22 protein-coding genes and 1 pseudogene are annotated in these 26,093 nt (G+C 69.1%); 9 read left to right on the forward strand and 14 right to left on the reverse strand.

Features of this window, described 5'->3' with window-relative positions:
* Positions 1-2 precede the first annotated feature (2 nt).
* From VFA08_13960 to VFA08_13980, 5 genes and pseudogenes are all read right to left on the reverse strand, one after another.
* Positions 3-1,421, reverse strand: a complete 1,419-nt coding sequence (locus VFA08_13960) for a DUF5719 family protein (protein HYZ14693.1) — start codon at positions 1,419-1,421, stop codon at positions 3-5.
* Entirely contained in the window at positions 1,376-4,456 is a 3,081-nt protein-coding gene (locus VFA08_13965) for a glycosyltransferase family 2 protein (GenBank protein ID HYZ14694.1), read from the reverse strand. The genes VFA08_13960 and VFA08_13965 overlap by 46 nt, the downstream gene beginning before the upstream one ends.
* Positions 4,457-4,490: 34 nt before the next feature.
* A complete protein-coding gene (locus VFA08_13970) occupies positions 4,491-4,934 on the reverse strand; it encodes a hypothetical protein (protein HYZ14695.1) in 444 nt (147 codons plus the stop codon).
* A gap of 15 nt (positions 4,935-4,949) precedes the next feature.
* A pseudogene (locus tag VFA08_13975) lies at positions 4,950-5,165 on the reverse strand (WhiB family transcriptional regulator).
* A 244-nt stretch (positions 5,166-5,409) separates the two neighbouring features.
* Positions 5,410-7,929 (reverse strand): bifunctional FO biosynthesis protein CofGH, encoded by a 2,520-nt coding sequence (locus VFA08_13980; GenBank protein HYZ14696.1) that lies wholly within the window; start codon positions 7,927-7,929, stop codon positions 5,410-5,412.
* Between the two features lie 142 nt (positions 7,930-8,071).
* Here VFA08_13980 and cofD point away from each other — a divergent pair, with 142 nt between their 5' ends.
* The gene (cofD, locus tag VFA08_13985) at positions 8,072-9,013 is read left to right on the forward strand and encodes a 2-phospho-L-lactate transferase (GenBank protein HYZ14697.1); all 942 of its coding nucleotides are present in this window, start codon (positions 8,072-8,074) and stop codon (positions 9,011-9,013) included.
* Entirely contained in the window at positions 9,010-10,302 is a 1,293-nt protein-coding gene (locus tag VFA08_13990; GenBank protein ID HYZ14698.1) for a coenzyme F420-0:L-glutamate ligase, read from the forward strand. Before cofD ends, VFA08_13990 begins: the two co-directional genes overlap by 4 nt.
* 1 nt (position 10,303) lies before the next feature.
* Here VFA08_13990 and VFA08_13995 read toward each other — a convergent pair whose 3' ends face one another.
* On the reverse strand, positions 10,304-11,716 hold the full coding sequence (locus VFA08_13995; GenBank protein HYZ14699.1) for an NCS2 family permease: 1,413 nt from the start codon (positions 11,714-11,716) through the stop codon (positions 10,304-10,306).
* A gap of 271 nt (positions 11,717-11,987) precedes the next feature.
* Here VFA08_13995 and VFA08_14000 point away from each other — a divergent pair, with 271 nt between their 5' ends.
* Together VFA08_14000 and VFA08_14005 are read left to right on the forward strand one after the other, a co-directional pair.
* Entirely contained in the window at positions 11,988-12,707 is a 720-nt protein-coding gene (locus tag VFA08_14000; GenBank protein HYZ14700.1) for a DUF3105 domain-containing protein, read from the forward strand.
* 110 nt (positions 12,708-12,817) lie between these two features.
* Positions 12,818-13,519: a DUF3105 domain-containing protein gene (locus VFA08_14005; GenBank protein ID HYZ14701.1), complete on the forward strand. Its 702-nt coding sequence runs from the start codon at positions 12,818-12,820 to the stop codon at positions 13,517-13,519.
* 15 nt (positions 13,520-13,534) lie between these two features.
* Here VFA08_14005 and VFA08_14010 read toward each other — a convergent pair whose 3' ends face one another.
* From VFA08_14010 to VFA08_14025, 4 genes are all read right to left on the reverse strand, one after another.
* Positions 13,535-15,043 (reverse strand): SpoIID/LytB domain-containing protein, encoded by a 1,509-nt coding sequence (locus VFA08_14010; protein HYZ14702.1) that lies wholly within the window; start codon positions 15,041-15,043, stop codon positions 13,535-13,537.
* Between the two features lie 28 nt (positions 15,044-15,071).
* A complete protein-coding gene (locus tag VFA08_14015) occupies positions 15,072-16,124 on the reverse strand; it encodes an NDP-sugar synthase (protein ID HYZ14703.1) in 1,053 nt (350 codons plus the stop codon).
* Between the two features lie 4 nt (positions 16,125-16,128).
* Entirely contained in the window at positions 16,129-16,506 is a 378-nt protein-coding gene (locus VFA08_14020) for an EamA family transporter (protein HYZ14704.1), read from the reverse strand.
* A 62-nt stretch (positions 16,507-16,568) separates the two neighbouring features.
* Positions 16,569-17,777, reverse strand: coding sequence for an ABC transporter ATP-binding protein (locus VFA08_14025; GenBank protein HYZ14705.1), 1,209 nt, complete (start codon positions 17,775-17,777; stop codon positions 16,569-16,571).
* 53 nt (positions 17,778-17,830) lie between these two features.
* On the opposite strand from VFA08_14025, the gene VFA08_14030 reads away from it, so the two are divergent.
* Positions 17,831-18,328 (forward strand): class I SAM-dependent methyltransferase, encoded by a 498-nt coding sequence (locus VFA08_14030; protein HYZ14706.1) that lies wholly within the window; start codon positions 17,831-17,833, stop codon positions 18,326-18,328.
* Positions 18,329-18,628: 300 nt separating this feature from the next.
* Here VFA08_14030 and VFA08_14035 read toward each other — a convergent pair whose 3' ends face one another.
* The 4 genes from VFA08_14035 to VFA08_14050 form a co-directional block, all read right to left on the reverse strand.
* Positions 18,629-19,459 carry an ABC transporter permease gene (locus VFA08_14035; protein ID HYZ14707.1) on the reverse strand — a complete coding sequence of 277 codons (831 nt, stop codon included), beginning with the start codon at positions 19,457-19,459 and terminating at the stop codon, positions 18,629-18,631.
* A gap of 53 nt (positions 19,460-19,512) precedes the next feature.
* Positions 19,513-20,760 carry a glycosyltransferase family 4 protein gene (locus tag VFA08_14040; GenBank protein HYZ14708.1) on the reverse strand — a complete coding sequence of 416 codons (1,248 nt, stop codon included), beginning with the start codon at positions 20,758-20,760 and terminating at the stop codon, positions 19,513-19,515.
* Between the two features lie 68 nt (positions 20,761-20,828).
* Positions 20,829-21,878: a glycosyltransferase family 4 protein gene (locus VFA08_14045; protein HYZ14709.1), complete on the reverse strand. Its 1,050-nt coding sequence runs from the start codon at positions 21,876-21,878 to the stop codon at positions 20,829-20,831.
* On the reverse strand, positions 21,878-22,327 hold the full coding sequence (locus VFA08_14050) for a hypothetical protein (GenBank protein ID HYZ14710.1): 450 nt from the start codon (positions 22,325-22,327) through the stop codon (positions 21,878-21,880). Before VFA08_14050 ends, VFA08_14045 begins: the two co-directional genes overlap by 1 nt.
* Before the next feature lie 59 nt (positions 22,328-22,386).
* Between VFA08_14050 and VFA08_14055 the strand changes: the two genes are divergently transcribed.
* Genes VFA08_14055 through VFA08_14070 form a run of 4 tightly spaced genes read left to right on the forward strand, consistent with a single transcriptional unit; the run spans position 22,387 to position 26,093 of the window.
* Positions 22,387-23,535 (forward strand): glycosyltransferase family 1 protein, encoded by a 1,149-nt coding sequence (locus tag VFA08_14055; GenBank protein HYZ14711.1) that lies wholly within the window; start codon positions 22,387-22,389, stop codon positions 23,533-23,535.
* A 57-nt stretch (positions 23,536-23,592) separates the two neighbouring features.
* Entirely contained in the window at positions 23,593-24,585 is a 993-nt protein-coding gene (locus VFA08_14060) for a glycosyltransferase family 4 protein (GenBank protein ID HYZ14712.1), read from the forward strand.
* A 30-nt stretch (positions 24,586-24,615) separates the two neighbouring features.
* Positions 24,616-25,338 (forward strand): hypothetical protein, encoded by a 723-nt coding sequence (locus VFA08_14065; protein ID HYZ14713.1) that lies wholly within the window; start codon positions 24,616-24,618, stop codon positions 25,336-25,338.
* On the forward strand, positions 25,338-26,093 hold the full coding sequence (locus tag VFA08_14070) for a WecB/TagA/CpsF family glycosyltransferase (protein HYZ14714.1): 756 nt from the start codon (positions 25,338-25,340) through the stop codon (positions 26,091-26,093). The genes VFA08_14065 and VFA08_14070 overlap by 1 nt, the downstream gene beginning before the upstream one ends.

Raw genomic sequence — 26,093 nt, forward strand, 5'->3', positions numbered from 1 at the left:
GCCTATGACGCGGGAATCCATTGGCTGGGGATCGGGATCCCCAGCGCCACGGCGTACGTCGCGAGGCCCTCGCGACCCAGCGAATACGACGCAGACGCCGGCACGAACGTTCCACTCTCCGAGGCGGCAAGAACCGCTCCCGACGGTTCGGCCTCGAGGAAGTCCTTCGGCGCGACCACGGATCGCTGCGGTGGGACCGTGATGGTGACCGGTGCCCCGGTCGCGGGAGCCATGTAGCTCAGCGTGACCTCGGCGGGCTCCTCACCCGGGTTCGCGAGTACCAGGCCCGGGTGCGATGGCGAGCCGTCGACGGTCGAGAACACCACCCACGACCCCGCCGGCGGCGCGCCCCCGGTCGACGCCTGATCCGAGACAACGCCGAAGGTTCGGCGCGCCGCGGCGATCCCGGAGTTCTCCGTCGTGAACAGCACGGATGTGGGACCAGTCGTCGTGGCCTGGTAGGTGCGACCCGACTCCCCCGGGGGCGACGAGTCGGCGAAACCGGCGAACGGTCGGTCGGCGTCCTTCTCCAGCAGCTCCCCCGCGAGGGAGACGCGTTGGAGCCCTGTGCTCATCACGACGAGCTCGGCCCGACCGGCATCGTCGCCGCCCGGGAACACCAGCTGACTCGGCGGCCGGCCGAGGTAGCCGATGGCCGACCGGATGCCACCCGTCTGAACGACGCCGAGCGAGGCGGCGACCACCCGGCCCACGGAGGCCTCGACCAGGGCGGACACGGTCCGCTCGCGAAGCACGTAGTCGCTGATCGGGACGGCGAGACTCCGGTGCGACGGCACCACGACGTCCGTGAGATCGCTGTGCCTCGTCGGGACGTTCCGTTCGGACAGGAACGCGATCGAAACGACGGCGTCGCCCGAGAACGGGTTCATCACGACGACGAAATCCCGGTTCTCCTCCTCCGCGCTCGTCCCGTCGGGGACGAGCCACCGTCCGCCGGCGGCCGGCGCGCACGGCTCGGCGGCGACCCCGCCCTCGTCTCCTCCGGCGTGTGCAACCCAGCCAACGGCGACCCACTGACCGAACCACTCGACGGTGCTCGCGCGCTCGCGCGCATCGGCCGGGACCTCGACGCGAAGCGTCGAACCAGGCTCGACCGTGGCCGTCGTCGATTCGTCGGGGCGTCGGCCGCCGAGCGTTTGCAAGCGGATCGTCGCCGGCGATGCGCCGGGGTTCGCGACCTGCAGCTCGACCTCCCAATCTTCGCCCCCGCCGTGAGGGCAGAACCACTCGCCGGACGCGACGGACGAGACGGGAGCTGCGTCGAGCCCTTTCGGTCCGACGTCGCGGTCGGCGAACACGGCGCCTCCCACCGCGAGCGCCGCTACGAGGAGAGCCGCGACGAGCTGACCTCGGCTCATGCCGACCCCGGCCGCCTGGTCACCCACAGTGCGATGAGCCACAGGAACCCCAGCACCGCCATCTCGACGGTCCGCACCCATTGCCGCGTGTAGTCGAAGGCGAGCGATCCGGCCCCGACGTCCGCCGCCATCGCCCAGCCGAAGGCCGGGCGCGGTTCGATCTCTTCCCCGTCGTTCCGAGCTCGCCATGCGGAGTCGAACTGATCGAGCACGATCGCCTCACCGGAGGCGTCGATCGTCACTGGGTCGAACGTCTCGGGGGCCGGGAGTCGGCGCACGTGGCCGACGGCGGGTCGCTCCGCGATCTCGAGGAGGTCGGCCGACTCCGGCGCGGTCCGGGCGGGGTCCGACGTGACGAACGCAGCAGGGAGCGCCGCCGAGTTCCTATAGATGGTGAGCCCACCGGCAGGCAGGCGGTCGAGATCGGCCTGGGCGTTCAACCGGTCGACAACGGCAGCCGGCACGTCGTCGTCACCCGCCACCACGAACCGGACGCCCAGTGGCCCGAGAAGAGACCCGGCGTGGCCGGTCTCGCCGCCGACGAGCTCGGCGACCACGGAGCGCAGATACGAGTACCCGGGGCCCGACAACGGACGTCCTGTGTCGAGCGCGTTCGCGCCCATCCTGTCGGTGATCGAGAAACGCACGCTCGCGTCGCCCGCGACGGCTATTCCAATGGGATCGCCACCCGGCGCGGGGAAGCGGTCGCCTCGCGCGTGGCCGATCCACAGGATGCGGAACTCGCTCCGGCCGCTCGACTCGACGACGGTCCAGGCCGGCGGAACCCCGTTCGGTCGTACCGCCCACTCGGCGAGCGTCACCTGGATCGCCTGTGCGCCGAGCCCGACACCGAGGATGATCATGAAGCCGGCGGCCGCGAGCTGCCGCGCTCCGAACGCCTGCCGGGCCAGACCGGAGACGAGACCGGACGCGCCGTACGCGATGACCGCCGCCTCCGCAAACGCTGCGGTGACCATGTAGACGGGCGCGTTCGTCAGGGCGTCGGGGAGATACCCGGCAGCGGAAAGCCACGCGAGGGCAGTGGCCGCAACCGCGACCGTCATCGCGCGCCACGATCTTCCACGGCTCTCGCGCTCCGCGGCGGCGAAGCAGATGACCGCAGCGATCGGCAGGAACGCCGACGCCAACCACGACGTCGGTCCTTCGCCCGGAACGAGTCGGAGGACCTTCCACGGATCCTCGCTGCCGACGAACGACGCTAGCGATGGACCGGGCGCGCCGACGACCTCCCTCACGACCGGGAATGCGAGGACGGCCGCAGTCACCGTCCCGAGGACCGTTAGCAAGAGGCCGCGATCGGGGCGCCTGGCGGTGACGACGTGCGCGAGCGCGATCAACCCCACTCCGAGCAGCACTCCGGGGAGAAAGGACACAGCTATCGCGAGCGCGACGCCGAGGCCCACGCCGTACCTGACGGCACGGTCGGGGCGTTTGCGCCCGAACGCGCCGTCGAAGCGCTCCCATACCACCGGAAGCGCCGCCACGCCGACGAGGAGCGCGATGCGTCCCTCCGAAAACGACCACAGAACGGTGCCCGACAACACGTATGCCACCGCGGCGACGATCGCGGTGGCGGGGAACGACGTTTGTCGAGCGAACGATCGGTACGTGAGGACGCCCGCGACGGCCGGCAACGCGCCGAGAAGGACCTTCGTCGCTACCGACGTGCTCCCGAGCGACAGCCAAGACGCTGCGCCGAGCGCTGCGACGGCCGGCGACGCGGGCTGCGTACCACCGAGCACGGTCGTGCGGACACCCGACAAGAGTTCGTGCAAGAAGGCGTCAGCCGACGCAGGGAACACCGGCAATGCACCACCGCCGATCGTCTCGGGTCCGAGCAGATGACGGACGGCGGCTGCGAGCAGCGTGGCGCCGATGATCGATCCGAGGAGCACGGGATGGCCGAGCGCGATGTGGGCGGCGCGTCGACGACGCAGCCGAGGCGCGTCCGGCTCAACGCCGATCGATTCCAAGTCCTCTTCGAGGAACTCCTCTGCGCGCTCGAACCATCGCGGCACGCGAAACGTCGCCGCCATGAACCGCCGGACCGATCGATCTCGAACGGCGCGGACCGATTGCGCACGGACCCGTCGACGCAGCGTTCCCGGCAGATGCACGATGTTCCAGGCCCAGGCCGCGATGAGGTCGAACGCGTCCTCGAACCGGCGTGAAACGGCGAGATACGCGAGCCGCGCCAGACCAAGCACCGTGTACACGGGCATCAGCCACAGCAGCGTCGGTATGCCGTAGTCCTTCAGCATCGACGCGAGCGCGGCCCGTTCCGCGTAGTAGCGCGGGCTCCGGCGACGGTGCTCCTGTGGGCGCTCGCCGCGCGCCCCCGCACCACGGTGGAGGGCGACCGCAAGCGGCGTCATCAACACGCGGAATCCGGCGAGTCGGGCTCGCCAGCAGAAATCGAGATCGTCGTGGTGACCGGCGAAGCGCTCGTCGAACGCGCCGGCGCGCTTCAACGCCTCGCGCGAGATCAACATGGCGCAACTCGAGACGAACAGCACCTCGAGTACGCGGTCGTACTGACCCTGGTCGAGCTCGCCGTCCTGCAGCGGCGTGTACGGGTGTCCGAATCGATCGGTCGAGCGACCCACCTCGCGCAGCAGCCGCGGGTCCACCCAGTCGACGACCTTCGGACCGACGATCCCCACACGCTCCACGCCGCGGATCCCCTCTGCCGCCTCGACCATACGGGCGACGGCGTCCGGCGCGAGCGCCGTGTCGTCGTGCATGACCAAGAGGTAGTCGGTAGCACCGACCGCGGGGAGCTCCATCGCCGAGCGGATCGCGCCCGCGAGGCCGGCGTTGTGGCGGAGCCTGATCACGCGCCGCTCGCCGAGCGCCTGCTGGAGCAACACAGCGGTTCCATCCGTCGACGCGTTGTCGACGGCGACGACGCCCAGTCGCGGATGCGTCTGTGCGGCGAGAGATTGAAGACTCTGGCGCAACCAGCGAGCGGCGTCGCGAGCGACCAGGATGACGAGGACGCTGGGATCTCGGGTCGCGTCGGATGAGGCGGGGCGTGCTCCAACCGTCGTCGTCATGGCAATGGGGAACGCAGAAACGCGCTCGAGGAGCCTAGCATGCGACGCTCCGGATCCGTCCGGAGATGCCTCGAGAACGAGGAAGGGGGGCGATCGCCCCCCTTCCTGACCAATCGAAGGACCCCGCTATGAGGCCTTCCTTCTGGTCGTCTTGCGACGCGTCGTCTTCCTCCTCGCCGCGGGCTTGCGGGCGGAGGTCCGCTTCGACGCGGTCGACTTCTTTCTCCGTGTCGACTTGCGGCTCGTCGCCTTGCGCGCCGCCGCTGTCTTGCGCTTCCTGGTCGCTGCGGCCTTCTTGCCCGCGGCGACCCGCTTCGTGCTCTTCCTGCGTGTCGACTTCCTCGCCGTCGTGGTCTTGCGCTTCCTCGTGGCTGCGGCCTTCTTGCCGGCGGCGGAGCGCTTCGCGCTCTTCCGCTTCCGGGTCGCCGCCGCCTTCTTTGCGGCTGTCGAACGCTTTCTCGCCGGTGACATCGGTCACCTCCTTTCCCTTCGGTCAGGACGCCATGCGCTTCAGGCGTCTCCGTTCCCGTTCGCTCATTCCGCCCCACACCCCGTAGCGCTCGTCACGCCGAAGTGCGTAGTTCAGGCATTCGATGCGGACGGGACAGTCAGCGCAGATCCGCTTGGCCTCCCTCGATGACCCTCCCTTCTCCGGGAAGAAGATCTCGGGGTCGTGCTCTCGGCACCGCGCCCGTTCCTGCCATGGGATGTAGTGATGCACCGCTCTCTCCCCTCAGAATCACACGCGTGTGATTCTGAGCTATCCATTCCCCTCTTGACAAGGGGAAAACTCGAGATCCGAAGCATCCGTGCATGCATCCCCAGATGAATGGAATACGCGCAGAACGCAGAGTGCAAGGGTTCTGAGGCAGAAATCGCCAGGTCAATCAGGTTGACAGACTAGGTCAATCACATTGACCGAATTTGGGGAAAACCCAGTCGCTGACGCGCCGTCAGTCGTTCGCGGACGCCGCCGCGCGCGTTGTGGCAGCTGGTGAACCGGCCTCGACATGCTTGCGCCACAGATGCTCGTACGTCGTCGAACGCTCGACAGGGATCCGGCCGATCGTGCGGATGGCGTCGTCGAACGCGCTCGGCTCCATGCGTATCCCCCATCGTGCGCCCGCCATCCGGCTGATGGTTTCCTCCATCAACGTCCCGCCGAAATCGTTCGCCCCGCCGCGAAGGATGACCTGCGACGCTTCGACGCCGAGCTTGACCCACGACACCTGCACGTTGTGGATAACTCCGTCGAGCATGATCCTGGCGATAGCGTGAATCCGACGGCTCTCGACGAACGTCGCACCGGGACGAGCCTTTCCCGCGAGATAGATCGGCGCGTTCTGGTGAACGAACGGGAGCGGAACGAATTCCGTGAATCCACCCGTGTCGCGCTGAATTCGGGCCAGACGGCGAATGTGGAAAACCCAATGCGGCGGTGCATCGACGTGCCCGTACATGATCGTCGACGAGCTGCGAACCCCGAGTGCGTGCGCCGTTCGAACGATCTGCTCCCACGTGTCGGCGGGGAGCTTCCCCTTCGTCAGGAGCCACCGCACATCGTCGTCCAGGATCTCGGCGGCGGTGCCGGGGATCGTTCCGAGCCCGTGCGCCACGCACTCCCGAAGGAACTCCTCGAACGAGATCCCGAGCCGCGTTGCCCCGTTGAGCACCTCCATCGGACTGAAGGCGTGGACGTGGATGTCGGGGGCCGCTCCCTTCACGGAGTCCAGCAGGTCGAAGTAGAACTCGCCGGGCAGGTCCGGATGGATCCCGCCCTGCATGCAGATCTCCGTTGCGCCCCACTCGACGGCCTCGCGTACGCGAGCCGATACCTCCTCGAGCGTGAGCGTGTAGCTCTCCGGATCGACCTCCCGCTGCGCGAACGCGCAGAAACGGCATCCCACGTAGCACACGTTCGTGAAGTTGATGTTCCGGTTCACCACGTACGTGATCTCGTCACCGACCGCTTCCCGTCGGAGGTCGTCGGCCACGGCGCAGAGTGTCTCGAGCGCTCCTCCTTCGGCTCGGAACAGCGCGAGCGCGTCGCCGTCGTCGATGGGCTGGTGACACGCTGCCTTGCGAAGCGCGGAGCGGATCTGCAGGTCGAGTCGCTCGGGCGCGACGCGCTCCTGGTGCCACGCGCGCGACACAGGTAAAGCTTCGAAGTCGCCGTAGACCTCGTTCGCGTCGGCGCGAAGCCCGGCGTCGGCGCCCTTGTCGAACGTGAGCTCCGTTGCCCTGGGCTTCCACTGCACGTCCGGGTCCTGCCAGGACATGGGCTCGGGACGCTTGCCGGGGATCGCCAGCCCCCGATCGTCCATCAGCGCTGCGACCGGCGCCCGCATCTTGCCGGCGAGGTAGGGATCCGGCTTCGAGGCGAAGGCGGGATGGATCGTCAACCGCTCACGTAGTTGCAGACCCGCTTCCTCGCACCGATCGGCGAGCGCGTCGATCGCCGGCCACGGCCGTTCGGGGTTCACGTGGTCCGGCGTCAGCGGAGAGACCCCGCCCCAGTCGTCGATTCCGGCCGCGAGGAGGCGGCGCTGACCGTGCACGTCGGAGAGGTTCGGAGGTGCCTGCACGCTCATGCGAGGTCCCATCACGATGCGCGTCGTCGCCACCGCAGCCAGGTACTCCTCCTGTTCCGGCGGCGCCGCGTCGCGCATGGCCGTACCCGGCTTGGGCAGGAAGTTCTGGACGATGACCTCCTGCACGTGCCCGTATCGCCGGTGCAGGTCACGGATCGCGAACAGCGACTCCGCGCGCTCGCGCGCGGTCTCCCCGATCCCGACGAGGATGCCCGTGGTGAACGGGATGGCCAGTCGCCCGGCGTCTTCGATCGTCCGCAGCCGAACGGCCGGGACCTTGTCCGGGGAGCCGAAGTGCGGGCCACCGCGTTCGGACAAGCGCGCCGAGGAGGTCTCGAGCATGAGCCCCATCGACGCGCTCACGTGCTTCAGCCGCGCGAGCTCCTCGTACGACATCAGTCCGAGGTTGAGATGCGGCAGGAGCCCTGTTTCCTCGATCACGCGGATGGCCGCCGCACGGACGTACTCGAGCGTGGAGCGGAACCCCCGCTCGGTCAGCCACTCGCGCGCGACGTCGTACCGGTCCTCGGGACGGTCGCCCAGGGTGAACAGCGCCTCCTTGCAGCCTCGTCGGCGACCGGCCTCCGCGATCGCGACGGTCTCCTCCGGAGTGAGGTACGGCGCATCGAGCCGCGCCGGCGGCTTGGCGAACGTGCAGTAGTGGCAGTGATCGCGGCAGAGCATCGTGAGCGGAATGAACACCTTGCGCGAGTACGTCACGGTTGTTCCGTGACCGAGCCCTCGGAGGCTGCCGGCGATCGCCGACAGCTCGGCGAGCTGCGGGCCGCGCGCGTCCATCAATGCGGCCGTCTCGTCGAGAGAGAGGGACTTGCCGGCGCCGGCCCTGGCGATCGAGCGAGCGATCGCGCGCTCGAGAACCACGTCCGCTACCGCGCCGATGTTTCCGGGTGACCCATAGAGCGGCGAGCGTACTACGCTCGTCCGCGATGGGGTGCCGCGCCGGGGCTCGCGCAGCGAACGAAACGAACGTGGCGCCGGACCCGAATGTAGATGGGAAGGAAACGTGAGGGTCGCAGCGCTCGCGGGTGGCATCGGCGCCGGCAAGTTCCTGCGCGGGCTGGCGCGAGCCGTTCCGCCGCACGACGTCACCGTCATCGTCAACACGGGTGACGACGTCGTGATGCATGGGCTTCGCATCTGTCCCGACGTCGACTCCGTCACCTACTGGCTCGGTGGCGCGTTCGATCGGGAACGAGGGTGGGGTCGCCGGGCCGACACGTTCCGCACGAACGAGGAGCTCGCGCGGTTCGACGCGGAACTGGCCTGGTTCAATCTGGGGGACCTCGATCTGGCGACGCATCTGTTCCGAACCGACCTCCTGGCCTCGGGAGCGACCCTGTCGAAGGTCACCCAACGAGTGACGTCGCGGTTCGGCATCGGCATGCGCCTGCTTCCGATGTCGGACGATCCGGTGACGACCCGCGTCTCCGTCGTGGCCGAAGGTGAGGAGGTCGATCTGCACTTCCAGGAGTACTGGGTCAGGCGCCGGGCGGAGGACGAGGTGAAGTCCGTGCGGTACCAGGGCGCCGCGTCGGCCCGCCCCGCCCGCGGGGTCCTCGAGGCGCTCCGCGAAGCTGACGTGATCCTCGTGTGCCCGTCGAACCCCGTCGCGTCGATCGCCCCGATCCTCGCCGTCCCGGGGATACGAGAGGCGGTCGAGTCGCGACGCGACGTCGTCGCCGGCGTCAGCCCGATCGTGGGCGGGCGACCCCTCGCCGGCATGGCCGACCGACTGCTCCCCGTCGCGGGGGTCGAGGTCACCGCAGCGGGCGCGGCCGAGTTCTATTCAGGGCTGCTGGGTGCGTGGGTGATCGACGACATCGACCGAGGGGCCGCCGAGCGGATCGAACGCACCGGGGTCCGCGTTGCCGCGACCGACACGGTCATGACGGACGATTCCAAAGCGGAAGCGGTGGCACGGATCGCGCTCGCGTTGGTCACGTGAGCGTGCGCGTCCTTCCGCTCGAGGGCCTCCCGGAGATCCGACCCGGCGACGACCTCGCGGCGCTCCTGGCCGTGGCGCTTCGCGAGGTCGGCGCGCAGGACGGGGACGTCGTGGCCGTAACGCAGAAAGTCGTGTCGAAGGCGGAGGGCCGCATCGTCCCCGACGACGGCTCCGGGCGAGACGCGTGGGTGCAGCGCGAGACGGTTCGCGTCGTCGCGCGGCGCGGCGAGCTCGTCATCGCCGAGACGCGTCACGGGTTCGTCTGCGCGAACGCGGGCGTCGACGCGTCCAACGTCGAGGCCGGGTTCCTCGCGCTGTTGCCGGAGGACCCCGACGCGTCGGCGGAGTCGGTACGCGGGGAGCTTCGCGACCGGCTCGGAGTCGAGCTCGGCGTGGTGATCACCGACACGTTCGGACGGCCGTGGCGGCACGGGGTGGTGAACGTCGCGATCGGATGCGCCGGGATGCCCGCCGTCGTCGACCTCCGCGGCACGAAGGACCACCACGGGCGAGAACTCGAAGCGACGATCGTCGCGCTCGCCGACGAGGTCGCCGCCGCGAGCGGGCTGGTCATGAGTAAGGACGCGATGGTTCCCGCGGCCGTCGTTCGTGGGATCTCCGCCGATGCTCCGCTCGGCATAGGGCGAGACCTCGTTCGCCCGCGCGAGGACGATCTGTTCCGCGAATCGCCTCTCGTGTCACTTTCCGCGCGCCGGACGATCCGCTCCTTCGGTCATGGCGACGTCCCGCGCGACGTGATCGAGGAAGCGGTTCGAGCTGCCTGCACGGCGCCTGCGCCGCACCACACGCGGCCGTGGTTGCTAGCGGTCCTCACCTCGGACGCCGCGAAGCGCACGCTGCTCGGTGCGATCGCCCAGGCGTGGAGGGAGGACCTTCGCCGCGACGCCACCCCGGAGACCACGATCGAACGTCGCCTGGCCAAGAGCGACGCCGTGCTCGGCGCGGCGCCGGTGCTCGTCGTGCCGTTCGTGCGGTTCGCCGGCTCGCACCCGTACACCGACGAAGAGCGCTCGAGCGCCGAGCGAGAGATGTTCCTGCTGTCCGGCGGCGCGGCGATCCAGAACCTGCTGCTCGCGTTCCACGCGCAGGGGTACGCGTCGTGCTGGATCAGCTCGACATTGTTCTGTCAGCAGGAGACGCGTGCCGCGCTTGGCGTCGGCGACGAGTGGCACGCGCTCGGCACGGTCGCGGCGGGGAGGATGCCGGCGGGGGCCGCGGCTCCGCCGCGGCCCCCGCTCGACCTGGGTGAGGTGCTTCGCGAGCTCTGATCTACCCCAGCGGCACCAGACCCTCGATGAAGTACCAGAGGAACACGGCCGACACCACGTACAGCAGCCAGTGCACCTGGTTCCAACGTCCCCGAAGGACCTGGATCACGGTGTAGGACAGGAACCCAGCGCCGACGCCGTTCGTGATGCTGAACGTGAACGGCATCACGATCATCGTCAGGAGGATGGGGATACCGGCGCCCGGATCGCGCCAGTCGATGTCCTTGACCATCTGCATCATGAAGTAGCCGACGATCACGAGCACGGGGGCGGTCGCCTGCGTCGGAACCACTCCCGGCAGCGGCGCGAGGAACATCGCGAGCAGGAACAGCACCCCGACGACGACCGCGGTAAGGCCCGTCCGTCCGCCCTCGGACACTCCGGCAGCGCTCTCGATGTAGGTCGTGTTCGATGAGCTCGAGGTCGCGCCGCCGAGAGCCGCGCCGAGCGAGTCGACGAACAGGACGCGCTGGATTCCTGGAAGCTTCCCGTCGCGCGTCAGCAGGCCGGCCTCACCGCCGACCCCGATCACCGTTCCCATTGTGTCGAAGAAGTCGGACAGCATCACCGACAGGATCAGCGCGAGCGTTGTCACCAGCGCGATCGTTTGGCCGTCGAACAGGTCGAGTGAGAAGTTACCGACGAGAGAGAAATCGGGCGTGTCGACGACGCTTTCGGGCCACGTGGCGACGCCTGGAGGGAACACGTTCGGGTCGGCGAACGCGTTGATGATGCTCGCGACGATCGTCGTGGCGATGATGCCGATCAGCAGCGCGCCCTTGACCCTCAACGCGACCAGCGCCGACGTGATGGCTAGGCCGATGGCGAACGTCAGGATCGGAAGCGTTGTGAGGTTCGGCTCAAGCGTGACGATCGGCTCGGGGGCGTCGGGACGTACGACAATGCCGGCGTTCACCAGCCCGATGAACGCGATGAACAAGCCGATCCCGATCCCGATCGCCCGCTTCAGGTCCATGGGGATGGCGTTCAGCACTGCCTCGCGGAAGCCCGTGAGCACGAGCGCCGCGATGACGAGACCCTCGATCACGATGACGCCCATCGCCTGCGGCCACGTGAGCCCCGCCGCGGCGACGAGCGTGAACGCGACGAACGCGTTCAGCCCGAGCCCGGCGGCCATCGCGAAGGGGTAGTTCGTGAACAGCCCCATCGCCAGCGTCAGCACCCCCGCCGCGAGGGCGGTGACCGTTACGAGCTGATCGAAGGGGAGCGACGTGCCGTTCGCGTCCGGGACCGACGAGAGGATTGCCGGGTTGACGACGAGGATGTACGCCATCGTCAGCCAGGTGGCCAGGCCCGCGATGACCTCGGTGCGCACGTCGCTCCCGCGCTCGCGGAGGTGGAAATAGCCCTCGAGCCCCTCCGGGCGCCGTTCCCTGGTGTCCGTTGTCGCCATGGTCCTCCCTTCCTTTCTCCCGGGGGTTCGCACAACGCTCGTTACCTCGTCTGTGCTACCCCCCGGACCCCCGGACGGCTCGGTGACGCGGGCTCCCCCGGCACGTCCTCGATTCATCGAAAACGGGGAAGGCGACGCGAGCATAGGAAGGGGCGCGAACCGCCGCAAGACGGCCATCGCGCAACAGCTATCCTGGATGTTCCCGCCGCTGGGGTGCTCCTGCGCCCGGCGGGACACCTTTATGGCGAACAGAGATCCCACCGGTGGCCGCGTGACGAAGACCGAGCGCCGAACGCAGGCGCGCCTGGAGCGGGCGGCGTTGCAGCGGAAGATGGACCGCGCCAAGCGCACGCGGCGCATCGGCATCATCGTCGCACTGCTCGGCGCGGTGACGGTCGTGCTGGTCTTCGTCCTCCGCCCCGGGCCGACGGTCGCGTCGCCTGCCGAGCTGCTTCGCCGGGCGCCCGAGGCGACGGCCGCGGCCGGATGTGGCGACGTCACCAACGTCGGCCCGTACAACCCGAGGACCGACGACCAGCGGCACATCAGCGACTCGTCACAGCTGCCCCCGCTCTCGTCGTACCCGAGCGTCCCGCCGGCGTCCGGGCCGCACAACCAGATACCGCTCGGCGCCGGCGTCTACGACGCGCCGCCGCCGATCGACCGGGTGATCCACTCCCTCGAGCACGGCGCGGTCGTGGTCTGGTACTCGCCGGATGCGGAGGGGCCACAACTGGATCCGCTCCGCGAGTTCTTCTCTGGTCCGGAGGGGGACAGGGTCATCGTCGCGCCGTACGACTACCCCGAGCAGGGAGCGGCCGGCCGGCTCCCCGCGGGAACGAGGATGGCGCTGGTCGCATGGCACTTCGTTCAGGAGTGCGCCGACGTCAGCCTGCCCGCGGCGTTCGAGTTCGCGTCGCAGTACGGCGCGCCGCCGTTCGGGCAGCGCCGGTACCTGGGCGAGGCGCCCGAGCCTGGTCAAGCCTTCTAGCCGATCCGATGCCGAAGAAGCGACGCCGTCCACGCGCCCGACCGCGCGCGACGTCCCCCGGCTCCACCGCCGGACGTCCCGGCCGCCCCAGTGAGGCACCCGCGCGGCCGATGGAGCGCCGCGAATCCGCTCGTCCGGACTCGGGTTCCCGCTCGCGCGCAGAGAAGAAGGAACTGGCGCGTGAGGCGCGCGAACGCGCGATCAAGTCCGTTCGCCGAAAGCAGGCCACCCGGCGAGCTGTCCAGGTCGGCGTCGTCGCCGCACTTGCGGCCGGAGTGTTCCTGTTCCTGACACGGGTGAGCGCGCCGGGCAACATCCCCGAAGGCGCGCTGCAGGCCGCGGACGCCGCCGGCTGCGGCGACGTCGAGACGCCCGTGAGCGGCACGCCGGACCGCACGCACCTCGAGCCCGGAGAGTCGTTCAACTACGGCCAGCAGCCGGCGGTGGCCGGTGCACACGATCCTTCGCCGCTGCCACCCCAGCCGCACGTCTACGAAGCACCCGTGGAGGAGACGCGGGCGGTCCACAACCTGGAGCACGCCTACGTGCTGATCTACTACAGGCCCGACGGTCCGGACGCGCTCCCCGACGACGTGGTCCGCAACCTGCAAGGTCTCGCCCGGTCCGAGGAAAAGGTCATCATGGCGCCGTACCCGTCGCTCCAAGACGGAACGGGGCTCGCGCTCGCCGCGTGGAACAAGCTGTGGGAGTGCCCGTCGGGGATCACTGGGGCGCAGGCGCGCACCGTCGCCACCGGGTTCATCGACGCGTACCGAGGAACGAGCAACGCCCCGGAAGCGAACGTTCCGTAGCGAAGCTCGCGCGGACTACGACGTGAAGCAGCGGGTGTCACCGCAGGTGATGACGCCGCGCTCGAACCGCGCCCGAAGGTTCCCGTTCGAGAGCCGTCGAACGTCCGTGAGGGGGAACCCGAACCTGCCGCCGGGTCCGCCGAGCTCGAGGTAGCGCGTGAGCACGGGGCCGTGCAGCTCGTGGGCACCCGTACCCTGCGAGAAATAGATGTTCGCGTCCTCGAACTTCTGACGCATGCCACCCGGCATCGCCGTCTGGCGCGATCTCGGAAGCCCCGGAGAACAGTTCAACGCGTCGTACTTCTCCCGGATCTCCCCCGTGATGTGCCGGTTGGCGTTGATCCACACACGGTCGTCCCGGAGACCGAGCGCCGCCCGAAGCGCCGACCCGCTGATCGACTTCGAGCCGTTCGAGCCCCGAACCATGATGCTGACGATACGCCCCGAGACGCCGCGCTCGGCGTTCACGAAGTCGGTCACCGTGCCGATGCGAAGTGAGAGCTGCCTGGTGATCCGGGACGCGGTGTACGTGACGTCCCACGTCGCGCTGGGATTCGCCTGCGTGTAATCGCCGGGGTCGCACACGCCGCGCAGGTAGTCGATCGGCGTTCCACCCCACACGTTCTCGTTGTCTTCGGTGAAGCCTCCCGAGGACGACATGTAGAACGCCTGGATCGACTCGCCGCCGTCCTTCACGATGAGGCCGTCGGTATCGTCGACCGCACGGACCCACCGATCCCCGTCGAGGCCGCCCTCCTTGTCCCACCCGGCGTACACCTGATCCGCCGAGCTCGCCATCAACGCGCAATCGCACTCGGGCCGGTGCTGCGTCGTCGACGCTTTTGTGATCGCGTACGTCCGCGCGGCGACCGCCTGCGCCTCGAGCGCGGCCTTGGGCCAACTGCTCGGCACCTCGCCCAGCCCGTAGAGGTACTCCTGCGGCGAGGTCACCAGGATCAGCCTGATCCGGCACGACGTCGAACAGTCGTCCACTCCGAACTCGATCCAGCCCCGGTTGTACGCGTGTCCCGCCTCGGGGATGCGAACTCGAGCCTGCTGGGGCTCGTAGACAGCGAAGATCGGCGCGGCCGGACCACCCGCCGTGCCGACGGTGTTCCCGCGCTGGTCGATGATGCGGTACCCGCTGTCGGTCGGGCGCACGAGCCACGTTTCCCCGCTCGGTATCGTGGCGAAGACGGTGCCGCGTTGATCGCCGTCCCGGATCTCGACGTCGCCGGCTTCCGCCTCCAGATGGATCGCGTCTCGCCCCTGCGTGAGTCCGATGCGCAATTGCGCGGGCGCGGCCGCTCGATCCACCCTCGTTCCCGAGTAGAAGTGGCGGAGGATCCTCGAAGCGGTCCACCCCTCCTGGGCCAGGCCGTAGGCGCCCCATTGCGACATCCCAAGACCGTGGCCGAAGCCGGAGCCGAAGAAGGTGAACTCGTCGTCTCCTTGCGCAAGCGCGGGCGCCGCCGGAAGGCCGGCGAGGAGCACGACGAACGTCCAGGTGATCGCTCTTCGCATAGTGGAGGCTGCCGATCGGGCGCGCATCCTACCCCATTCGGTCCGGCGCGCCCGTTCGTTCCGTCGGCGCCGCGACCTGCCCCGCGGAGACCCGGGCGTCGTCCAGAGCGACTCCGGCCGGAACGGCCGCGCCCTCCGCGAGCACGGAACGGTTGACCACTGCGCCGGCCCCCACGCGTGAGCGCGGTCCGAGGATCGAGCGGCCCACCGTCGCGCCTTCTTCGACGACGGCGTGCGGGTGCACGACGCTGTCCTCGACGACCGCGCCGCGTTCGATCCGCGCACCCGCGCATACGACGGCGCGGCGCCCCAGTTGCGCACCGGCCGCCACTGCCGCATCATCGGCCACGAACGGCGCCGCGTAGGCGCGGGCCGACCCCACCTTTCCATCGAGCATGTCGAAGTGCGCCTGCAGGTACTTCTCGGGCGTTCCGAGATCGATCCAGTACGCGTCCGAGGAGAACCCGTAGACGGGAAGGCCGTCGGCGATCAGCGCCGGGAACACGTCGCGTTCGATCGAGCGCGATCCGAGCTCCCAACGCGACAGTGCCGACGGCTCGAGCACGTAGGTGCCCGCGTTGATGTCGCCGGGCACTGGTTCCTGTGGCTTCTCCCGAAACTCCGTCACGCGCCCATCGGCCTGCGTCGCGACGAGGCCGAACGCCCGGGCGTCGTCGACGTGCGCAAGGGCGATCGTCGCAGCGGCTCCGCGCGTTCGGTGCGTGGCGACCATGGCCGTGACGTCGAGATCGGTGACGATGTCGCCGTTCAGCGCGAGGAACGGCTCGTCCGTTCCGACGGAGGCGAGCGCGTTCACGATCGCGCCCCCCGTTCCCAGCGGCTCGGTCTCGGTGATCCACGTGATCGTCGGATCGCCACGCCGAGCGTCGATGAACGAGCGGAACGTGTCCTCGAGGTACGAGCTCGACAGGATGACCTCGTGCACGCCGTGACGCGACAGATGGTCGAGCGTGTGGTGGAGGACCGCGCGCCCCATCAGCGGGAGGAGCTCCTTCTTGATCGTCTCGGTGAGCGGACGCAGACGGGTGCCCTCCCCGCCGACCAGAACGACGGCCTTCATGCGCTCACGAATGGGGCGTTCGGGAGATCAGGAAGATCCCCAGCGCGATACAGGCGACCCCCGCCCAGCGCAGCGCCGGCACCTGCTCGTTGAGCACGAAGTGATCGAACAGCAGGATCGAGACGTAGGTGAGCGCAGCAAACGGATACGCGAACGACAGCGAGGCGCGAGACAGGACGACCAGCCACACGAGCGCGGATACGCCGAAGAGAAAGAGCCCGCCCCACACGAACGGCTGCCCGACGAGGACACGCAACGAGCGGCCGCTGAGCGAGAACGTCGCCGGAGCGAGCTCGTCGTTCACGTGGTTCATCCCCGTCTTCAGCGTGAGCTGCGCCACCGCGGCGAGCGCGACGGACAGAAGGATCAACGCGATGAGCATGGTGGGAGGTCCTTTCCGGAGGTTCGGTTGAGATGCTCCCGCGAGCGGGTCCGTGCGCGCGCTCACAGGACGTCGACCTCAACGTCCACGCGCGCGTCGACTCGTTTCTGCACGCGGGGAACGTCGACGACGTCGAACACGTACCGCTGCGTCTGCACGTGGTACAGGTGCCCCGTCGGCCGCGCGGACAATCCGACGGTGACCCAGTACTTCCCGGCCTCGTACGGGAACGACTCGATACGGAAGCGCACCCGCCGCTTCCCATCGACACGGCCGAGATCGATACCGTTCGTCGACGCGCGCGCGTCGAGGACGGGGTGGTTCGTCGCCCCGTCCAGGATGGCGAAGTCGACGTCGAGATCGTCGACGGGCTCGTTCGTCCTGACGTCCACCTGGATCGTGAGGGGATCGTGCCGCCGGACGTCGCCGTCGCCGGAGCCATTCGCTCTGATGATCTGCACCTCCGCGATCTCCGCCTCGCGACTCCCCTGCTCCGGGAGGAACCCGGGGTCCGTCACGCCGAGCAATACGTAGCGCATCTCGCGAACGACATCGTCGGGTGCGCCGATCGAGTGCACGCGCCCGTGGTGGAGCATCGCTGCGCGGTCGCAAATGTCGCGAACTGTGTCGAGGGCGTGTGTGACGAGGACGATCGTTCGCCCCTCACGCTGGAACTGCTTGACACGCTCGATGCACTTGGCCTGGAACGCCTCGTCCCCCACCGCGAGGACCTCGTCGACGAGCAGGACGTCAGGGTCGACGTGGACGGCGACGGCGAAGCCGAGACGCACGAGCATGCCCGACGAGTAGAACTTGACCTGGTTGTCCATGAACTCCTCGAGTTCGGCGAACGCCACAACGTCGTCGTACACGCGGTCGGTCTCCTTGCGCGACAGCCCGAGGAACGACGCGTTGAGGTACACGTTCTCGCGGCCGGTGAGCTCGGGATGGAACCCCGCGCCGAGCTCGAGCAACGCGGCCAGTCGACCGCGCTGGCGGATCGTCCCGGACGTCGGTCGGAGGATCCCCGCGATGCACTTCAGCAGCGTCGTCTTGCCGGACCCGTTGTGACCGATGAGCCCGAACGTGCTGCCCTCGCGAACGTCGAACGAGACGTCGTGGAGCGCCCACAGCTCGTCGGCTCGGGATCGCGCGGTGAGGACGCGCTGCTTGAGCGAGGACGGCTTCTGCCTGTACAGCCGGAAGCGTTTGCTGACGCCGTCGATCTCGATGGCGTCGACGGCGGACGCGAGTGCGTTCTCGCTGGTCATCGGTGCCGTGAGGGTAGCATCGCGCCTGTCTCATCCAATACACGGGGGTTGACGTGAGCGACGACGACGGCCCGCGAACCCATGACCCCGTGAATGGTGAACCGCGCGTCGTGGGACGACGACCCGCCGAACTGGGTGGAACGCGGTCGGACATCGTGGGCGCGGGAGCCGAGCTGGGGCATCTGGGCGTTCCGGAATCGGAGCTCGGCTTACTGCCCGACGACCTGGCTGGTCTCGACGCCGTCGAGATCGGGTGCGGGACCGGGTACGTATCGGCCTGGCTCGCCCGGCGGGGTGCGCGGCCGGTGGGGCTCGACAACTCGAGCCGACAGCTCGCTACGGCACAGCTGTTCCAGGACGAGTTCGACCTGCACTTCGCGCTCGTCCACGCCGACGGCGAGCGCCTCCCGTTCCGTGACGGCTCGTTCGACTACGCCGTCTCGGAGTACGGCGCGGCGATCTGGTGCGACCCGTACCGGTGGCCGAGGCCGCGCGCGTCCTTCGACCCGGGGGCCGCCTGCTGTTCGTCCGGGGGACGCCGCTGCTGCTGATGGCCTATCGAACCGACGACGACAACGCGCCGGCCGAGGAGACGCTGCATCGCGACTACTTCGGGATGCACCGCGTCGAGTGGCACGACGACGCGAGAACGTCGACGCGATCGAGTTCAACCTGACCCACGGCGACATGATTCGGCTCCTCCGATCGAACGGCCTGGAGGTCGAGGATCTGCTTGAGATCTGAGCGCCCGACGAGTGGGCGCCGACGGGCAACGCAGACGTGTCGTGGGAGTGGGCGCGACGCTGGCCGAGCGTCGAGGCGTGGAAGGCGCGAAAGGCCCGCTCGGCCGACTAGAGCTCCTCGGCGAAGTCGCCCGCTCGCGAGAAGAAGTACCCCCACGTGATCCGCAGCAGCACGAGCGACGCAACGAGGACCACGAGCAGCACGAGCGCCAGCCACGCCATGCTCACATCGAACAGCGCGGCGCTCTCGCCCATGCCGACCCTGCCGTACAAGCTGCGGTGCAAGCCCGCCACGATCGACGCGAGCGGGTTCATGAAGTACGCCGTCCAGATGACGGAGCCCTTCTCGAGGAACCGCTGCGCCAGGGCCTCGGCGTACACGATCGGCGACAGCCAGAACCACACGAGCAGCGCGATGCCGATCAGGTGCCCCACGTCGCGATAGCGCACGTTCCCGGCCGCCACGAACAGCGTGAGGGCGGTCGCCCACGCGAGAAGGGCGACGAACGCGAGCGGCAGCAGCGCGATCTCGGGGACCGGGACTGCGTACCCCGTCACCAGCATGAACAGCACGAGCACGCCCATCTGGAGCACGTAGTCGACGAGGGCGACCCCGATCGCCGCGAGGGGGAGGATCTCTCGGGGAAACGTCACCTTCTTGACCAGGTTCGCGTTGTCCACGACCGACCGTGCACCGGCGGCGATCGATGTCGAGAACAGGTTCCACGCGAGGAGGCCGGAGAGCAGGTAGACGGGGTAGTCATCGACCGCCGTGCCCAGGACCTCGCTGACGAACGTGAACACGGCGAGGTACACGATCGGGTTGAGCAGTGACCACACGGCGCCGAGCAGTGACGCGGCGTATTTCACCTTCAGCTCGCGCCGAACGAGGTTAAGCAGGACCTCGCGCTTGGCAACGATCTCTCGGATGCGCGGCACGACGCGCAGCCGCGAGGATTCGGACGTACGAACGACGACTTCCTCACCGGCATTCATCGGGTCGGGGCGAGGTCGTCGAGGCCGCGGACGTAGCTCAGACCGAAGTCCTCGTCGAGCATGTCGCTCGTCACGCCGATCTCCGAAAGCGCCCGGGCCCATCGCGCCAGCGCGAGGCGTCGCGGATCCAATACGAGCCCGAGCGTCGACTCGATCGCCAGTTCGTAGCCCCGCGCCGTTCGGTCGCCCCCCGTGGTGGCGTGCAGGTGCGCACGGGCGCGTTCGCCGAGTCGCGCGCGTCGGTCGCGGTCGGCGGCGAGCCCGCCGAACACCGTGGCGAGCTCCGCCGGGTCGGGCCTGCCCGGTGCAACGTGAACGACGACGTCGTCTGGGATGTCGAGGTACGTCCCGACTCCGCTCACGACGCACGGGCGGCCGACCTGCATGGCGCGGATCAGCGTGCCACTCACTTCGCCGCGGTGCGGAAACCGCAGGTCGACGACGACGTCGGCGGCGTGGAGCCATCCGAGGAACTCCTCGTCGGTGACGTCGGTCACGAGATGGACGCGACGACCAAGACCGCTCGCGGCGATAACGGGGTCCGGGTCCCACGTCGGGATCCGCCGGCCGACGAGCGCGAGATACACGTTCGCGTGACATCTGGTGACGGCGTCGACGACGGCCTCGAGCTGCTTGGCCGGATTCAGGTCTCCGGGCGCAACGACCAGCACGTCGTCGCCCGAGACGCCGAGCGTCGCGCGGAGCCGAGCGCCCGTCGCAGCGGCGGCACGAACGTCCGCATCCTTCTCGACTACGGGATGGGGCACGACGAAGATCGGCGTTCGGCACCCGAAGTCCGCCAGATACCGGCGGGAGAACTCGGAGTGCACCACGATCCCGCGTGCGACTCGAGCGATGTGCGCGCACCATGGCCACCTGAGCGGTTCGTTCTCGCGCGCTTCCGCGAGCGTCATGCGCTCCGAGCGGAGCAACGCCTCGCGTCCCGCTCGAAAGCCCAGCGCATCACCGGACGCGACGAGCGCGCGCACGAGGTCGTCCAGGCCGAGGTCGTGCAAGACCACGAGCCCCGGGTGGAGCGACGCGAGGCGGTAGATGTCGCCGTGGAATTCGAAGTTGTTCCCGATGTGATACACGCCGAGGCGATAGCGCCGGATCATGACGTCGTGCTTCGCCTTGACCGGCCAAACGACGTCGACGTCTCGATGCCGGAGATACCCCGTGCGCTCGAGCGACCCGAGCACGCTCACCGAGTAGGAGGCGATCCCCGTCCGAGCCGGCGGCATGGGCGACACGTACGCGACGCGAGACACGACAGGGGTCGACCGCGGCTGCGGCGTGGTCAGCCGGTCGATCAGGCGAGCAACCGTTCGACCACCTCCGGCCACTCCGGGACGGTCTCCTCTACACACCGTCGTCCCGCCTCCCCCAGCCGGCGCGCCAGGTCGCGCTGCGCGAACAACCTGTCGAAGGCGTCGGCGACCGCCTTCGAATCCGGGGGCGCAACGAGTCCGGTCTGGCCGTCCTCGACGAACTCGAGCGGACCCCCGCTGTCGGTGAGCGTGATGACCGGCCGGCGCGCGGCGAAGCCCTCGAGCGTGACGTACCCGTAGTCCTCGTCGAACGGGCCGTAGTACACGGCGAGCGCGTTGAGCATCAGCTCGCGAAGGCGTTCGTTCGGGACGGCCACCTCGATCGACACGCGCTCGCTCAGGCCGTGCTCGCCGATCTGGCGTCGGAGGGCATCCTCGTCCGGACCGCGCCCGACGAGGACCAGGCGCACGTCGGTCTTCACATGACGCATCGCGTCGACCACGATGCTCTGCCGCTTCAGGCTCTCGAACCGGCTGGGGAACACGATCGCGTCGCCGTACGGCCCCGGCTCGCGCCGGAGCAGGTCCTCCGTGAGCGGAGACCGGTGATACAGCGGATCGGACGGGATCTTGAGCGAGTCCCACAGCCGGCGCTGCACGTTCTTCGAGTTGGTGAACACGCGTTTGGCCTCGCCGAGCGCGACGCGATCCGCCGCGTGGATCGCGTCGCGCACGAGCACCGCGTCCTTCTGCCGTGCGAGATCCGCGTATTCCGGGTGGTCCCACAGCTCGTACGCGGTCCGGTGCTGATGGATCAGCCACACGACCTTCCGTTCGTGCTGGATCAGGTACGCGGGGAACTTCAGCGGGATGACCACATCGATCGGAAGGCCGTTCGACTCGGACAGCTCCATGCTTCGCCACACTGCCATCTGGTGGACGAGCTCGGCCCCCGGGTACCACTTCCCGGCGACGAGAACGAGGTCCGTCTCGTGGCCGGCCTTGCGGAGCGCTCCCACGAGCTGCTCGGCGTGCGTCTCGGCGCCCCCGCGGACGAACGGCGTCTGTGGGTGACACACGGCGATCCGCATCAACCCTCCCCGGCGGGCTTACGAGTACGACGCCTGGGAGTCGCGCGTTCGCCCGGCGCGGTGGTGTCGTCGACACCGGCTCGATCGGCCAGACGTTCCTTGAGCTGCGCGATCTCCGCTTCGGCGTCCGCGAGCCGCTCGGCGAGCATTCGAGTGAGCGTGGCCAGGTCGGCGAGCAGCCGGTCGTAGCGGTGAGTGACCGGCCTGAGAGCCAGATAGAAGGAAACCTTCACGTTCCGCTTCCATCGTGAAGCCGAGCCGAGCAGCGGCTCCTGCCTCGGCACCCGCGAGCGTGAGTCCGCCCGGAGCGCCGCGGCGAAGTCGTGGAGCGCGATCCGGAGCTGTCGTGTGCTTCCGCTCTCGGCCGTCGTCGGATCGCCCGCCCAGTAGAGCTCGCGCTCGAGGATGCGCCGGGCGTCGTCGTCGTTCGGCGGAACGGGCTCGGCCATGTGCGCGCGAGCCTACCAACGCCCGGATCGCGCACGGCTCGTGGATACGATGCCCAACCATGCAGGTCATCATCGACGCGCGGTCCGCGACCGCGCCCCACCGAACCGGGGTCGGACGCTACACGTGGCAGCTCGTTCGGCGGCTCCCGCGGGTCGACCCTTCCACGCGATACGTGGCCTGGTACCTGAACGCCGGCGGCGTCCTGACCGGCCGCCGGTTCTTCTCGGACGTCGGCGCGTCGACCCTCGTCGAGCACGGCACGCCGATCCCCGCGAGGTGGTTCAACCGAGCCGTCGCCCGGCTCGATCTTCCGCGCATGGAGTGGTTCGTTCGTGGCGACGTCGTGTTCGGGCCGAACTTCGTTCCGCCGCCGACGCGCGCGCAACGCGTCGTCGTCACCGTTCACGACCTGGGGTTCCGCCTGTTGCCGTCGACGGCGCCGCACGCCGTGCCCTGGTGGCTCCGCAGCCTCGAGCGAACGCTGACCGGGGAAACGCGGGTCATCGTCCCGTCGAACGCGACGGCGGACGACGTCCAGGAACAGTACGGCGTGGAACGAGATCGCATCGAGGTGATCCCCCTCGGCGTCGACGCTGAGGTCTTCCACCCGCGCGACCACGACGACGTTCGCGGCGTGCGCGACCGCTACGGGATCGACGGGCCGTACGTCCTGTTCGTCGGTCTCGAGGGCCGGAAGAACTTACAGGGGATGCTCGACGCGTTCGCTCGCGTGGATGGCTCCGTTCGCCCGCGTCTGGTTCTTGCCGGAGCGAGGCCGTGGGATCCGGACCGACGAGACACCGTCGCGGAGGCGTTGGCAGGTGTTCCCGCCGAGGTCCGCGGCGTCATCACGCTGACGGGATACGTGTCCGAGCGGGACGCGTCGGCGCTGCTCGCCGGCGCGGAGCTGCTGGCGTACCCCTCGCTGTACGAGGGGTTCGGGCTCCCGGTCCTGGAGGCGATGGCATCGGGCACGCCGGTGCTCGCGTCGAACGTCTCGTCGCTCCCCGAGCTCGCCGACGGCGCTGCCGTACTCGTCGACCCCCACGATCCCGACGCGATCGCCGCGGGCATCGAGTCGCTCCTTCGGGACACGGCGCTCCGCGCGCGTCTTCGGAGCGCAGGTCTCGAACGCGCACGTAGCTACGACTGGGACGCGACCGCGCGTCGAACGGCCGGCGTTCTGCGCTCGGCGGCTGCTGGTTAGCGTCGTGAACGGAACGATCGCCGTGCGGTCCGTCGGAGACGAGGGCGGTCGTCACTGATGCGGATCCTGCTCGTCGGTCCGTACCCGCCGAGGCACTGCGGGATCGGGGCGTACGTCGCCGCGCAGGCGACGCGGCTGCGCGACGAGGGTCACGACGTCGTCGTCCTCTCACCTCCGGACGGCCACGGAGACGTGCGACTCCGGTTCATCGGCGGTTCCGCGTTCCGTCAGGCGGCGCGGATCGCGGGGAGGTTCGACCGGATCGTCGTGCACTTCGAGCCGGGTCTGTACTTCCGGCCGCGAACGCCGGTGCTGCACGTGATCACGGCGGCGTCGCTGCTGTGGCTCGTCGCCCGCCGGCCGTCCGTCGAGATCCTGGTTCACGAGGCGACGGCGCCGCCATCTCGCCTTCGTCCCGACTACCGGCTGCTGGGACTGGCCTTCGCCCGAGCGCGGCTCCTGTTCCACACCGACGCCGAACGCCGCGCGCTCGAGCGCGACTACGGCATCCGAACGAACGCGACGCTCGTGCCGCATACGGCCTCCGTCACGGTTCACGCGGTGCTCCGCCGGGACGAGGCTCGCGCGCGTCTCGATCTCGGACACGAGCCTTCGGTGTTCGTGTGTGCGGGGTTCATCCACTCGGACAAGGGGTTCGACCGCGCCGTCCGGGCCTTCGGGATCGCGGGCTCGCCGGGACGTCTGTACATCGTCGGCTCGGTGCGAACGCCGACGTCCGCCACGCTCGGCTACGTCGACGAGCTACGGGCGCTCTGCGAACGAACCGGCGGCGTGACGATGATCGAGCGCTACGTCTCCGACGCCGAGTTCGACGAGTGGATCACCGCGGCGGATGCCGTCGTGTTCCCGTACCGGCGAGCGTGGTCGTCGGGCGCGCTGGCCCGGGCACAGCGGCTGGGGACGCCGGCGTTCGTCGCCGACGTCGGAGGACTGGTCGAACAGGCCGGTCCCAACGATGTCGTGTTCGATTCGGACGACGGACTGGCCAGGTTGCTGGCTCGGCCGGTCGCACCCGCGGCGACGCCGTAGGCGAACAGCGTGCAAGTAGCATCTGAGACGGTGGAGCGGCTTCGGTACCTCGTCATGACGTCGCTCGCGCGGTATCCCGTCGTTGCCCTTCCGTTGACACGACTCCGAGGAGAGGGCGTCGTCGTCGACGAGCGGACCGACCTGGTGGTCGAGTCGTTCCCCAGATGCGCGTCGTCGTTCGCGCTGGCGACGATCAATCTGGCACAGGCGCCACGTGTCCTCCAGGTCGCCCATCACACTCACGCGCCGGCGAACGTGTTGCGCGCGATCGATCTCGCCGTGCCGGCGCTCGTGTTGATCCGATCGCCCGAGGACGTCGTCGTCTCGAACATGATCCGGCACCCCCGGCGGACGCCGAACGATGTGCTCCACGGGTTCCTGCGGTTCTACGAGCCCTTACAACCCCGGCGTTCGGGGTTCGTCGTCGGAACGTACGACGAGGTCACCGGCGGACAGATGGGCTCGGTGATCCGTCGGGTCAACCGTCGCTTCGGGACCGAACTGGTCGAGTTCGACTCCACGCCGAGCAACGTGGAACGGATCATGCGCGAGATCGACGACGACTGGCGCCGCCGTCGCGGCGGTGGCGAGCGCCTGGAACGCATCGTTCCCCGGCCCTCTGACCTTCGCGACCGAATGAAGGCGGACCTCCGCGAGCGCTTCCGGAGCCGGGCGTCGGCCACCCTGCGCGATCGCGCGGAGAAGGTCTATGCGTCGCTGGCGCGCGCCGAGGCCGCCACGCCGGGTCCGTAGTGGCACGCGAGATCTTCGGCGTCCGGCTCGACGAGGTAGCGTCGCGCGAGGAGCTCGAACACGCATGTATCGGATTCCTCGAGGGGGATCGAGCGAGCCGCATCTTCACGCCGAACCCCGAGATCCTGCTTCGTGCTCGCGACGATCCGTCCTATCGGGAGCTGTTGAACACCGCAGACCTGGCGCTCCCGGATGGGACCGGCGTCGCGCTGGTGGAATCGCTCCTCGCGCGACGAAGGATTCGACGGTGGCCCGGTGTGGAGATCGGTGCGCTCGCGGTTCGACTCGCTTCCGATCGGGACCTCCCGATCGCCTTCGTCGGGGGCTCGGCCACCCCCGCCGAGCGTGCGGCCGCCGAGTGGCGGCGCCGCGTGCCGTCGATGCGCGTCCACCTCGTCGGCTCCGGCGTCCCGATCGATGACGACGGCCGCGCGCGTCCGCATGCGCGCGACGACGAGATCGTCGGCGAACTCCAACGCGTCGCACCGGCGGTAGTTCTCGTCGGTCTCGGCGCCCCGAAGCAGGAGCGGTGGATCGCCGAGCACGCGGACGACATCCCGTCCGCTCGGATCCTGATCGGCGTCGGCGGCGCGTTCGATATGTGGGCCGGACGCCTCCGGCGGGCGCCGCGCCTCCTCCATCGCGTGGGCCTGGAGTGGGCGTGGCGGCTCGCGCTCGAGCCGGGGCGATTTCCACGCATCGTGCGGGCCACGGTCGTCTTCCCCTTCCGCGCCCTGACCGAACGCACGAGCTGA

This window comes from Actinomycetota bacterium (assembly GCA_035640355.1).
Lineage (GTDB): Bacteria > Actinomycetota > UBA4738 > UBA4738 > HRBIN12 > CALGFI01.